Source organism: Gorillibacterium sp. CAU 1737 (genome assembly GCF_039888655.1).
Taxonomy (GTDB): domain Bacteria; phylum Bacillota; class Bacilli; order Paenibacillales; family NBRC-103111; genus Gorillibacterium.
The window spans coordinates 26,129-38,405 of record NZ_JBDQQO010000008.1; the positions used below are offsets into that span (position 1 = coordinate 26,129).

Annotated in this window: 10 protein-coding genes and 1 CRISPR repeat array (1 of these 11 only partly in view); of the genes, 5 read left to right on the forward strand and 5 right to left on the reverse strand. The window is 54.5% G+C overall.

Going from position 1 to position 12,277, the window contains the following annotated elements; genetic code table 11:
* Positions 1-23: 23 nt before the first annotated feature.
* The 5 genes from gcvT (at position 24) to AAFN83_RS16510 (ending at position 5,524) form a co-directional block, all read left to right on the forward strand.
* On the forward strand, positions 24-1,145 hold the full coding sequence (gcvT, locus tag AAFN83_RS16490) for a glycine cleavage system aminomethyltransferase GcvT (RefSeq protein WP_347771299.1): 1,122 nt from the start codon (positions 24-26) through the stop codon (positions 1,143-1,145).
* Entirely contained in the window at positions 1,142-2,497 is a 1,356-nt protein-coding gene (gene gcvPA / locus AAFN83_RS16495; protein WP_347771301.1) for an aminomethyl-transferring glycine dehydrogenase subunit GcvPA, read from the forward strand. The genes gcvT and gcvPA overlap by 4 nt, the downstream gene beginning before the upstream one ends.
* On the forward strand, positions 2,494-4,065 hold the full coding sequence (gene gcvPB / locus AAFN83_RS16500; protein ID WP_347771303.1) for an aminomethyl-transferring glycine dehydrogenase subunit GcvPB: 1,572 nt from the start codon (positions 2,494-2,496) through the stop codon (positions 4,063-4,065). Before gcvPA ends, gcvPB begins: the two co-directional genes overlap by 4 nt.
* 238 nt (positions 4,066-4,303) lie before the next feature.
* The gene (locus AAFN83_RS16505) at positions 4,304-4,912 is read left to right on the forward strand and encodes a hypothetical protein (RefSeq protein ID WP_347771305.1); all 609 of its coding nucleotides are present in this window, start codon (positions 4,304-4,306) and stop codon (positions 4,910-4,912) included.
* Positions 4,913-4,984: 72 nt separating this feature from the next.
* Positions 4,985-5,524, forward strand: a complete 540-nt coding sequence (locus AAFN83_RS16510; RefSeq protein WP_347771307.1) for a CDP-alcohol phosphatidyltransferase family protein — start codon at positions 4,985-4,987, stop codon at positions 5,522-5,524.
* A 113-nt stretch (positions 5,525-5,637) separates the two neighbouring features.
* On the opposite strand, the gene AAFN83_RS16515 is transcribed toward AAFN83_RS16510, so the two are convergent.
* The 5 genes from AAFN83_RS16515 to AAFN83_RS16535 form a co-directional block, all read right to left on the reverse strand.
* On the reverse strand, positions 5,638-7,002 hold the full coding sequence (locus tag AAFN83_RS16515) for an FAD-dependent oxidoreductase (protein WP_347771309.1): 1,365 nt from the start codon (positions 7,000-7,002) through the stop codon (positions 5,638-5,640).
* 351 nt (positions 7,003-7,353) lie between these two features.
* On the reverse strand, positions 7,354-7,647 hold the full coding sequence (locus tag AAFN83_RS16520) for a hypothetical protein (RefSeq protein ID WP_347771311.1): 294 nt from the start codon (positions 7,645-7,647) through the stop codon (positions 7,354-7,356).
* Positions 7,648-7,769: 122 nt separating this feature from the next.
* A complete protein-coding gene (locus AAFN83_RS16525; protein WP_347771313.1) occupies positions 7,770-9,107 on the reverse strand; it encodes a 5'-deoxyadenosine deaminase in 1,338 nt (445 codons plus the stop codon).
* A 214-nt stretch (positions 9,108-9,321) separates the two neighbouring features.
* Positions 9,322-9,753 carry a hypothetical protein gene (locus tag AAFN83_RS16530; RefSeq protein ID WP_347771315.1) on the reverse strand — a complete coding sequence of 144 codons (432 nt, stop codon included), beginning with the start codon at positions 9,751-9,753 and terminating at the stop codon, positions 9,322-9,324.
* A gap of 333 nt (positions 9,754-10,086) precedes the next feature.
* On the reverse strand, positions 10,087-11,793 hold the full coding sequence (locus AAFN83_RS16535; protein WP_347771317.1) for a cellulase family glycosylhydrolase: 1,707 nt from the start codon (positions 11,791-11,793) through the stop codon (positions 10,087-10,089).
* Positions 11,794-12,131: 338 nt separating this feature from the next.
* Positions 12,132-12,277: a CRISPR direct-repeat array (repeat unit 33 nt) (it continues 833 nt past the right edge of the window).

The following is a 12,277-nucleotide window of genomic DNA, read 5'->3' on the forward strand; positions in this document are numbered from 1 at the left end:
TACGCGAACCGTGAGGTGAGGAGATGTCCGACTTGAAACGAACCCCGTTGTTCCCGCTTTACTCCGCGCATGAAGGCGCCCGCTGCATTGATTTTGGCGGTTGGGAGCTTCCTGTGCAGTTTTCCGGCATTCAAGCCGAGCATGATGCCGTCCGCCTGCGCGCGGGCCTGTTCGACGTTTCCCATATGGGAGAGGTTTTTGTGAGCGGCCGTGATGCAGAGGCCTATCTGCAAAAGCTCACCGTGAACGATGTCACCCGGCTTGCGGATGGAACCGCCCAATACAGCCTCATGTGCTACCCCGATGGAGGGACCGTCGACGACCTGCTCGTCTACCGGCTGAATGCCGAACGGTTCCTCCTTGTGCTAAATGCCGCCAATCGGGAAAAGGACCTGGAGTGGCTGGCCCGCCACCTCGAAGGCGACGTCACCCTGGACGATCAGAGCGACGAGACGGCGCTCATCGCGCTGCAAGGTCCGCAGGCCGGAGCGATCCTAACCAAGCTCGCCGCTTCGCCGGAGCAGATGAGCGCGCTGAAGCCGTTCACCTTCCTCGCGGAGACGGAGATCGCAGGCGTGAAGCTCTTGCTCTCCCGTACCGGGTATACCGGAGAAGACGGCTTCGAGCTGTACGCGCCAGCCGAGCAAGCAGGTGCGCTCTGGACCCGCCTCCTAGAAGCGGGAGAACCCGAGGGCCTTGTCCCAATTGGACTTGGAGCGCGGGACACACTGCGGTTTGAGGCGGGACTGTCGCTCTACGGACAGGAGCTGTCCGACACGATCAGCCCGCTGGAAGCCGGACTCGCTCGCTGGGTGAAGCTCGACAAGGGCGACTTCATCGGCCGCGAGGCGCTTCTGCGCCAGAAGGAACAAGGCGTGCCGCGCAAGCTGGTCGGCATCGAAATGCTCGACCGAGGCATTCCGCGCTCGCACTACCCCCTCTATGCGAACGGGGAGCGGATCGGAGAAGTCACCACCGGCACCCGCTCGCCCAGCCTGAAGCGGGACCTCGGCCTCGCGTTGGTGAAAGCGGAGCATGCCGAACTTGGCACCGAGATCGAAATCGAAATTCGCGGCAAACGGCTGAAGGCCGTCGTCATCACCGCGCCATTCTATAAACGCAACCGAAAGGAGACGGCGAAATGAAGCATCGCTACCTGCCCATTACCGAGCAAGACGAACAAGCCATGCTGCAGGAGATCGGGGTCGACACCGTCGAGGACCTGTTCGCCGATATCCCGGAGGACGTCCGCTTCAAGGGGCGGCTGAACGTATCCGAAGCGCTTGACGAGTATGAGCTGCTCAAGCACATGCGCGCACTCGCCGGCAAAAACGCTGATTCGGATCGTTACGTCAGCTTCCTGGGTGCCGGGATCTACGACCATCATGTTCCGGTCGTCATCAACCATGTCATCTCCCGCTCCGAATTCTACACCGCCTATACCCCCTATCAGCCGGAGATCAGCCAAGGCGAGCTGCAGGCAATCTTTGAATTTCAATCGTACATCTGCGAGCTGACCGGCATGGCCGCCGCCAACGCGAGCATGTACGACGGCGCGACCGCGCTCGGCGAAGCGGGTGCCCTTGCGGCGGCCCATACCCGCCGCCGCAAGCTCGTCGTCTCCCGGGCCGTCCATCCCGAGGCCCGGCAGATCCTCAAGACCACCGCCCATGGCTTGAACCTCGACGTGGTCGAGGTGGGCCTGGCGGGCGGGGTCACAGATCATGCCGCGCTGGCGGCGGCCGTCGACGGCGATACCGCAGCGGTCCTCCTCCAGTCGCCGAATTTCTTCGGCGCCATTGAGGACCTCGCGGCGGTGGAGCCGATCGCACACGGCGCAGGCGCGCTGTTCATCGTGAGCGCGAATCCGCTCGCGATGGGGCTTCTCGAGCCGCCGGGCCGGCTCGGCGCCGACATCTGCGTCGGCGATGCGCAGCCGCTCGGCATCTCCGAGTCGCTCGGCGGCCCCACCTGCGGCTTCTTCGCCGTCACGGACGCCTTGAAGCGCAAGATGCCCGGCCGAATCGTCGGCCAGACGGTCGACCGCGAAGGCAAGCGCGGCTTCGTGCTGACGCTGCAAACCCGCGAGCAGCACATTCGCCGGGAGAAGGCGACCTCGAACATCTGCTCGAACCAGGCGCTGCTCGCGCTCTGCGCATCGGTCTACCTCTCCGTGATGGGCAAGGAAGGCTTGAAGGAAGCCGCCCATCTGAATGTGCAAAAGGCCCATTACGCCGCCAAGACACTCGCCGCTCTGCCGGGCGTGGAGTTGGCCCTGCCCTCCCCCTTCTTCAACGAATTTGTCCTGAAGGTAGCGAAGGACTCAACGCTAGCCGAAGTGAACGAACAGTTGCTCACGGCTGGCTTTATCGGCGGCTATGACCTCGGGCGGGATTACCCCGAGTTCGCCGGTCACCTGCTTGTCGCCGTAACCGAGCGTCGCACGAAGAACGAGATTGATCAGTTTGCCAAAGAACTGGAGGGGATTCTGGGATGAGATTTCGCTACGACCACCTAAACGCCGCCGATTCGGGCGCACCAGCCGGTTCTGGAAACCCGGCAGCACCGGAAACGAACACTGCCAACCAGGTCGCTTCGCCCCCTGCTGGAGAACATGATCAAGCGCTCATCTTCGAACTGAGCCGTCCCGGCCGCATCGCTTACTCGCTGCCTGCCTGCGACGTACCGGAAGTTGAGGTTTCGGAGCTGGTTCCCGATGCCCTTCTCCGCAAAAAGGCCGCTGAGCTTCCCGAGGTGTACGAAGTCGATGTCATTCGTCACTACACCGCCTTGTCCCGACGCAATTTCGGGATCGACAACGGGTTCTACCCGCTCGGCTCCTGTACGATGAAATACAACCCGAAGATCAACGAAGACACCGCCCGTTTCCCCGGCTTCGCGAAGATACATCCGTACCAGCCGGAATCCTCGATCCAGGGCGCTCTTGAGCTGTTGTACACGCTGCAGGAGGACCTCGCCGCCATCACCGGCATGGATCAAGTGACCCTGCAGCCTGCCGCCGGCGCGCATGGAGAATGGACCGGACTCATGATGATCCGTGCTTACCATGAGAAGAACGGAGAGAAACGCACCAAGGTTATCGTGCCGGACTCTTCCCACGGCACCAACCCCGCGAGTGCAACCGCCGCCGGGTTTGAGACCGTGACGATCAAGTCCACACCGGACGGCCTGGTCGACTTGAACGCCCTTCGCGCAGCCGTCGGGTCGGACACTGCCGCCCTCATGCTCACCAACCCGAACACGCTCGGCTTGTTCGAGCGCGACATTCGGGCAATTGCCGACATCGTCCACGAGGCAGGCGGGCTTGTCTATTACGACGGGGCCAACTCCAACGCCATCATGGGCATCACCCGTCCCGGCGACATGGGCTTTGACGTTGTCCATTTGAATCTGCACAAGACGATGAGCACTCCGCACGGCGGCGGCGGTCCCGGCTCCGGTCCAGTTGGCGTGAAGGCGAAGCTCATTCCTTTCCTGCCAAGCCCGCTCGTCGTGAAGAGTGAAGCCGGTACCTATTCGCTCGACGCGGAGCGTCCCGATTCCATCGGTCGTGTCAAAGCCTACTATGGCAATTTCGGCATTCTCGTCCGCGCCTACACGTATATTCGCAGCTACGGTCCGGACGGCCTGCGCCGCGTCTCCGAGTGCGCTGTGCTGAACGCCAACTACATGCGCAAGCGGCTGTCCGCCTACTACGAAGCGCCGTATGATACGATCTGCAAGCACGAATTCGTCCTCTCCGGCAAAAAGCTTGCCGCCTACGGCGTCCGCACCCTCGACGTTGCCAAGCGCTTGCTCGATTTTGGCTACCACCCGCCGACGATCTACTTCCCGCTCAACGTCGAGGAATGCATCATGATCGAGCCGACCGAGACGGAGAGCAAGGAAACGCTCGACGGCTTCATCGACACGATGATCCGCATCGCAAAGGAAGCCGAGACCGATCCCGACCTTCTCCACAACGCTCCATACACAACAGCAGTCCGTCGCCTGGACGAAGCGCTCGCCGCGCGGAAGCCGGTCTTGAACTGCTCCTGCGGGTAAAGCAGAGCGGAAGAATGGTGCTAACAAAATAGAAAGCCGCTGCAGGAAGCCGCAGGATCACTTGTCGATCCCTCTTGGGATGGAACGTGATTCTGCGGCTTTTTTTCGATCGTACATCCCCTCCTTCTTTTCGCAACATGGATCTTTTATTTACAAGATAAGGATCTTTCTGTATGTTATCCCTACATCCCAGTAAGTCTGACTTTTCTACCAAATCTCTAGATTAGGGGGACGTACGATGATGTACAGAAAGAAACCAATTATTCTTCTCCTGTTAGCCATCCTCGGGTTGGTGATCGGCACTCTTTTTTATGTGTACCAGTTGAAACACCCTACGCCTATAAAAAGAATAAGCATTCAAGCCTCCATCATCTTGTATAGAGAGAGTGGTGATCTGATTGACGATTCGGACCTCATCGCCATCGCAAGCCCTCTGGATGCTTTCGAAGATCGGGAACCCTCCACCCAAACGTATTCAGACGGCGAAATGATGAGCTTCCATACGAATACAAGGATCAAGCTATCTAAAATCCTAAAAAACACTACGGATCTAAACTTGGAGGAATCATCCGAGATGACGATTACTGAACCGATTATGCGCGATCGGAATGCGCTTGGGGAAATGCAAATCATCATGATAAATGATTACGTAGAGATGGAAGCGGGCAAAGAGTATTTGATGTTTATCAAAATGGTTAGGCCCGGATCATACGGCTTGTGCAATTTGAATAACGGAAAATTTGAGCTGAATTCACTCCCTGACGCATCAAAACCCTCTAATGAAGGCTCAGATTCCATTCACGCTTCACTAAAGAGCGAGCTTTTTGACAAGTATGGTCTGAAATAAGAGGCCATTCCCCCCACTTTCATCAGGTATAATGGAATGCATACGGGTTTGTTGAAAAGGCGGCGTTCACGCATGAAGCATAAGAATCTCCCCAACCTGCTCTCTGGCATTCGAATCGTCTTGGCTCTGCTGTTGTTTTTTGTTGAACCGCTTGGTACGACCTTCTTGGTGGTCTATGGGATGGGCGGGCTCACGGACATCCTGGACGGATGGATCGCTCGAAGAGCGGGGACCGCGAGTCCGCTTGGAGCCAAGCTGGATTCCGCGGCGGATCTTCTGCTAGTCATGGTGCTGGTCTTTACGCTGTACTCGCTGCTTGCTCTTGATCCACTCCTTTTGCTTTGGATACTCGGCATCGCTCTCCTTCGAGGGTTCTCCCTTTTTATTGCATTCCGAAAATACCGAACGTTCGCATCCATTCATACGTGGGGCAACAAAGCAACCGGGGTACTCGTCTTTCTCACCCCCTTTTTCCTTCTCCTTGCGCCCCCTTCTCCCTGGGTTCCGCTTGTGTGTATCTTCGCCACTGCATCTGCTGTAGAGGAACTCGTGATCCAACTTACCTCGCGCGAATTGCAACTGGACTGCAAAAGCTGGTTTCATCGTTCTTGACCGCATCCTTCCCGGACGTACAGCCTATAAAAAAAACCGGCACTGCTACGCAGTACCGGTTAAAGTTGCTCCCATTTCGTCATTGATGAGAGGATCTTAAAGTCTTGGAGTAGTTAGACCGTTACCGCTTCTTTGCGGGCGACTTCCTTCGGCAAGGCTTGAAGTCCTGCGGTATTCAGGAAGTTCCACGGCTTGTTGTAATGAGGCTGGAAGAAGAAGTCGATGAACGCGAGCTGGTCGATGGTCATTCGATTTTGAATGCATACCGACAGAGTGTTAATCGACTGCGTCAGGTCCATCTTGGATAGAATCTGGGCTCCGAGAATTCGGCGGGTTGCCCGGTCAAATACCACTTTCAGTTGCACCTGCTCAAAGGAAGGCATGAACTCCGGCCGGTAGTTATCCGTGATCAGCACGTTGTCGACGTCCATTCCTTCTGCTTTGGCTGCCTCTTCCGTCAAGCCGGTTCCGGCAATGTTCATGTCGTAAATTTTGATTCCCGATGTCCCCTGCGTTCCCATATAAGGGATCGTCGGCGCTACCAGATTGCGTGCCACGAGGGTTCCCATACGAACGGCATTGGTGGCGAGCGGAATGTAGGCGTGCTTGCCGGTCGGGTTGTAATGAATGGCACAGCTGTCCCCGGCCGCATACACATCCGGCTGGCTGGTCTGCATGTAGTCGTTGACGAGGATGGCCCCGCCCGGCAGCATATCCACTTGCCCCTTCAGCAACTCCGTATTCGGGCGGAACCCGATGCACAGAATGACCAAATCGGTCTCATGCTCGCCTTTGTTCGTGATCACCTTTGTTACCTTTCCATTCTCTCCGGCAAAAGAGCTTACCTTCTCGCCCAAAGCCAGGGTAATTCCGCGTTCTTCCAAGGACTTCTGAATCGGAGTGGTAAACTCCTCATCCAGGTATTTGCTCAGGATGCGATCCTCTCCGTCAATCAGCGTTACCTGCTTGCCGTTCATTTCGAAGGCTTCCACCAATTCAACCCCGATATAACCTGCCCCGACTACGGTGATTCGGTTCACCTGTTTCGCTCGTTCGATGATCGCATTGGAATGGTTGAAGTTCTTTGACAGCAGGATGCCGTCCAAGCCCATGCCCTCAAGATCCGGGATAATCGGCCACGAGCCGGTCGTCATAATCAATTTATCATAGGAATCGTCAAACTCCCGACCTGTCTGCAGGTCGCGGGCACGAAGGGTTTTGCGTTCGGTGTCCACCTGGGTGACTTCATGGAGCATCTTCGTCTTGACACCCAATTCCGCCAGCTTCTCAGGCGAAGAATAAAAGAGCCCTTGAGGATCCTGAACGACTCCCGCTACATAAAGGGCGATTCCGCAAGAAAGAAAGGAGATATTATCATTTCGTTCGTACACCGTAATCTCAGCATCCGGGTAAAGCTGTGCGATGTTGACAATCGCCGCCGTACCGGCATGGGTACAACCAATGACTGCTACTTTCATGATGGTTCCTCCTTCAATCCTCTTGTTTTCATTTTCACGTGATTTATATCACATGTTCTATCTCGATTGTAACGGTCTTCACAAGATTAATCAAGGTGTTTATGTGACTTTTCTCACATTTATTATTTTCCATTTTTGGCACTACTCTGTTGCGTCCACGCCCACTTTTCAATCGAATCGCCCATTATTGTTGCCGCAAGCGTCCCAAAAAACTCAAACCGTCTTTCTTTTTCATAAGGGAATGAACGATTCTCCTGTGAACTTCATTACAAAAAAACAAGCCGACAACGAAGAGCCGTTGTCAGCTTGCTTGTATCACCGAGTTCATTCTGCTGTCGTGGCGCTTGCCCCTTATTGCACTCGGCTGTCTTTCGTCTTCACATCCTGAAGCTGCTGCTCGATTTTGGCGAGCTCCGCTTTCTCTGCGCGAATGCCGTCGCTGGAGTCTCGAATGACTTCCGCGGCACTTGAAAGCTCATCCCGATCATACGCGTCGAAGACGGCTCTGCCGAGCTTGGCATACAGCTTTTCAATATCGCGCCGCTTGCTGGCGGCTGCGGCATGGAGTCTCGTCGTCTCCAGGGTTTCCTTCGCGACTTCGGACGCTTTGTTTGCTCCTTCGCGGAGCTTATCCATCCATCCCATGTTGCTCACCTGCCCTTTCGGTAGTATGAGGATTCCAGTTCCATCATACACGGTTTCGGAAGCAAAAGGAAAGGCTGACGAGCCTCGGAGGCGCTCCCGGTCAAATCTCCTCGTCCCCCCGCTCACGCAAGGGACGTTCGGCTGAGCAGCCGCTTGATCGAGCGGTCGGATTCCTTCAGCACAACCGCTTTGTCAATCGTGCGCAGGATGCCGTTCTCCATGACGATCCGGCCATCGATGATCGTCGTCTCCACATCCGCTCGAGTGGCCGAATAGACGATACGCGAGATTGGATCGACATCATAGGACGGAAACGTATGGAAGTCATTCAAATTCAGAATGGCCAGGTCTGCCCGCTTGCCGACCTCCAGGCTTCCGATCTCCTTCGCCATGCCCACGGCACGGGCCCCGCCGATTGTCGCCATGCGGAACACCGTCTTGGCATCCATTGCTGTCGGGCCGTGCGCCGGCTTTTGGATCAGTGCGGCGAGCCTCATCTCGTTGAACATGTCGAGGTTGTTGTTGCAGGGAGCTCCATCTGCTCCAAGGCTGACCGAGACGTGGCTGTGCAGGAGTCCCGGCGTATCCGCTATCCCGGAAGCAAGCTTCAGGTTAGACGAGGGACAGTGGCTGACGTGAACGCCGCGTTCACGCAGGATGCGCTTTTCCTCATCATCCAGCCAGATGCAATGGGCCAGGATGAGCCGCTCGTTGGCGAGGCCGATCCGATCGAGGTAAACAATGTTCCGATAGCCGGTGCGCGCCTGCACGATCTCGATCTCTCCCGGATTTTCCGAGGCATGAGTATGCACCATCACGTTGTACTTGGCGGACAGGTCGCGCACCTCGGTGAGAAGCGGCTCGGTACAGGAGACGACGAATCGCGGGCAAAAAGCGTAGCGAAGACGGCCCCCGTCATGGCCGTTCCATTTTTCCAGCAGGTCCACGCTTTCCTGCAGGGATTGCCCCGTGTCTTCCTGAAGCACGGGAGGGATTTCCTCCCCCTTCTCGTCCATCATCACTTTGCCGGAGAGGGCGCGAATCCCGCTCTCGGCCATTGCGCGAAAGGCTGCGTCCGTATGCCGCACCGTCTCCATATCGACGATGGTTGTCGTGCCGCTGCGAATCAGCTCCCCCAGCCCAAGCATGGCCGAGTAATAGATCGACTCCTCATCATGGGCTGCTTCGAGCGGCCAGATGCGCTTGCGCAGCCAGTCCAGCAGTTCAAGATCATCCCCTTTGCCGCGGAACAGGGTCTGGCACAGGTGGATATGGGTCTGAACAAAGCCGGGAATGATCGTGCGCCCCGCGGCGTCAATGACCTTTTCGGAAGGGTCCGGCAGAAGATTCGGGCCGATCTCCACGATGCGGCCGTCCTGGACGCGAATGTCCGCATCGAGAATTTCTTCTTGGGCGTTCATTGTGACAAGCTGCGCCCCCTTGATGAGCAAGCGTTCCATAGGCGTCCATCCTTTCATCGGTTCGGTTCATCCCATGCGGATTGCTCTTATTGTACTCAAAACCGAACCCATGCACGAGTCGAGCAAACGGTTGCAGGGCGTGAGCTGGCAAATGTTTTTATTGATCCTGGATTTTGAAAGCGTATAGGAATGCAAGGATCATCGTGCAAGCGGTTGAATGGCTATTTAAATGATCAATCGTTTTCTGCCTGGTTCATTGCAAAAGATTAGGAATCGATTTCTTACCGATGCTAACGATTTCATTATCAAGAGTCACTGTATCGTTGTTTGCATCATATCCATCAGAACCAAATTGCAAATTACTAGGATACACAACTTGGCTAAAATCACTATTTTTTATGGTCAAAAAGTACATCATGCCTACACTTGGAGTGTATGAAGGCATTTTTTTGATTTTCAGCCTTCTAAGCATGTCTATAATTTTTTTAGTATCATTTTCATGAAACCTTACTACATTTCCATCAGCAAAAGTCACATCAATTGCAGAAACATTTTTGAAGTCCGTTTGTAATAGTTCTGTCAATAAAATTTCGTTCCGTTCTTTTTCTGACGAAAACAGCTTAAAACTCGTCACAATAATAGCAAGGCCTAAAACAGATAAAATAATAAGTGCTTTTTTTAACACATCATAACCTCCTCTTGTTTAAGGATACATTACTGACGCAATGACTACATCCCGTGTTTCAGCTATGACGAGAAATAGGACTTTGAATCCTTTTTTGCAAGGTCCCGTTCAAACATGAAGTGACGAACACGTTCACCTGCTCCAGCGTCTGGAACTCCTCCAGGGCGACTACCGGATAGTTCACCCTTGTTCCCATTGCAAAAACACCTCCAAGATTGTCATCCACATCTTACGACAGGACGCCTTATCTTAAAGGTGTTTTGATTTTTCTTCCTCTATTGATCAGTTCCTTTGGATTTCAATCGGCCTTCTTCTTAGCGTACCTGGCTTACCTTACTTGCTGGCCGTTCCGGTTACGGTCGTGCCTTTCTTTTCGATCGTGTAGGTAACCACCTTGCCGCTCCAGAAATGGAACTTCAATGTAACCTTGCCATCGTTCACTTCGTTGAAGAAGGTAGAGGTCAGGCTGATTTCATTCTTGTCATACAACGGCAGGAACGTGACGTCGAATTCCTTGAAGGACGTCCAGTTGTGCGGACCTGCGTTACCGCCTGCTTCATATACCGCTTCCATCGTGGCGAGCTGGTCGCCGTTAAAGGCTGTCGGAATACGGAACGAGGACGTCTCGCCCGTCACGTTGCTGAGCTTCGGTGTTTGGTAGGCGATCACGTAGAAGTTCCAGTCCACGCCTTTGTTGAACGTAGCTTTGATGGTCGCGTTGACGCCTAGCTTGCCTGATGCCATCAGCTTCTTAAGCGTTGCCGCCTTGATCGTGAGGTCTTCTCCGGTCAAGGTATAGTCCGTCTTCTCCTTCAGCTTTTTGCCGTCCACGGAGAGGGAGGTCAGCTTGTTGCCGTTCAGGTTCAGCTTCACCTTGGCATCCGTCAGAGCCGTGCCCTTTTCCCATTGGATGCGGTCGCTTTCGGCATTGGAGGAACGAGTCTTCACGCTGGCGAGCAACAAGCTGGATAGCTCGGTATCGGACCATTGATAGGTTTTGCGGTTGAAATGCTGCCCGTTGTCCCATAGCATCCAGGTCACTTTCTTTTCTTTCATGTAGGACATGAGGTACTCGAAGAATTTGAGCTTTTCACCTTGCTCAATGACGCCCGTGTGGCGGTCGAAGCCGAGTAGCCCGACTTCTCCGACGATGACCGGAATGCCTTTGGCCACAAAGGTGTTGTACACGTTGTCGAACGTGGTGGTAATGTCGTTCTTCGTATCCTTCTCAAAGGTGGTGTAGCCGGCTACGTTCACGCTGAACGGCCAGAACCCGTAAAAATGCACAGTCGCGATCAGATTGGTGTCTTTCATCTCCTGCATGGTTTTGTAGAGCTCATCCATGCGGACCTGAGTCGGGGACGTCTCCAGCGACGGAATCACGAGCGGGCGGGTATCGTTCTTGCCGCCGGATTCGCGAACAATTTTGTGGAAGGACAGGTTCAGCTCCTTCACCATTTGGAACATGAGGGCTTCGTCCTGCATTCCGCCGTCGGTGAAGCGAGGCTCGTTGATGCTTTCGAAGGACACCTTATCGGAGTAATCCTTGAAGCGGTCGGCCACCTGCGTCCAGATTGCGTTGTAGCGAGCGAGCACTTCGTCGTGTTTTTTTTCCATGCCGCTGATCCACATCCAGGAATCGTGATGGACGTTGATCATGACGTACAGCCCGGAATCAAGCGACCACTTGACCACTTCCTCAATGCGGTCGAGGAACAGCGGATTGATCGTATCCCCTTCCATGTGCTGGCCCCAGGTGATCGGAATGCGAATGCTCTTGAACCCTTGCTTCGCTACCTGTTGAATGAGTTCCTTGGTCGCTACCGGATTGCCCCAAGCGGTTTCATCGTCGCCGACCGCATCCAGCGTATTGCCCAGGTTCCAGCCCGGCTGCATGGCCTCGACGTACTTTTGCATTTTGCTGTTCGTTTGAAGCGCTTTTTCATCAGATGCTGCGAATGAGGTTACCGGTAACATTGAAGCCAACAAAAATGTTACGAGTGCCAAAGACAGAAGCTTTCCAAGACGTGTTTTCTTCATGGACTCTCCTCTTTCACCTGGATTTATGTAAGCGTTTACGAAAACATAGTACCATGAATTTCTTGGTTCTTCCAGATGATTTTTTCGTGGTGATTTATAGGGGGTTGGAGTGGGCAGTTGGGCTTGATTGTGTGAAAAGCAGTATTAGAAAATCATATTCGATGTCATCCAAGCTTTCGATTAGCTAACAAAGTTTAGCTGGTTTCAACTATGTCACGTACCCATACGGGATACGACGGTTTCACCGCTTCGGCGATCAGGACGATGAGGCATTTCAATCCACGTACCCATACGGGGTACGACATTGGAGCGTTCGCCGCACTGCTTGAGCATGTGGGATTTCAATCCACGTACCCCATACGGGGTACGACGTAAACAGGCTCAAGACAACGTTATTCTTGCGGAAATTTCAATCCACGTACCCCATACGGGGTACGACGTAAATAAATCGAAACCTAAACATGAGAGGGAGCATTCCAATCCA

Coding starts and splice junctions, on each gene's coding strand:
- gcvT (WP_347771299.1), top strand. CDS start 24: ATGTCCGACTTGAAACGAACCCCGTTGTTCCCGCTTTACTCCGCGCAT.
- gcvPA (WP_347771301.1), top strand. CDS start 1,142: ATGAAGCATCGCTACCTGCCCATTACCGAGCAAGACGAACAAGCCATG.
- gcvPB (WP_347771303.1), top strand. CDS start 2,494: ATGAGATTTCGCTACGACCACCTAAACGCCGCCGATTCGGGCGCACCA.
- AAFN83_RS16505 (WP_347771305.1), top strand. CDS start 4,304: ATGATGTACAGAAAGAAACCAATTATTCTTCTCCTGTTAGCCATCCTC.
- AAFN83_RS16510 (WP_347771307.1), top strand. CDS start 4,985: ATGAAGCATAAGAATCTCCCCAACCTGCTCTCTGGCATTCGAATCGTC.
- AAFN83_RS16515 (WP_347771309.1), bottom strand. CDS start 7,002: ATGAAAGTAGCAGTCATTGGTTGTACCCATGCCGGTACGGCGGCGATT.
- AAFN83_RS16520 (WP_347771311.1), bottom strand. CDS start 7,647: ATGGGATGGATGGATAAGCTCCGCGAAGGAGCAAACAAAGCGTCCGAA.
- AAFN83_RS16525 (WP_347771313.1), bottom strand. CDS start 9,107: ATGGAACGCTTGCTCATCAAGGGGGCGCAGCTTGTCACAATGAACGCC.
- AAFN83_RS16535 (WP_347771317.1), bottom strand. CDS start 11,793: ATGAAGAAAACACGTCTTGGAAAGCTTCTGTCTTTGGCACTCGTAACA.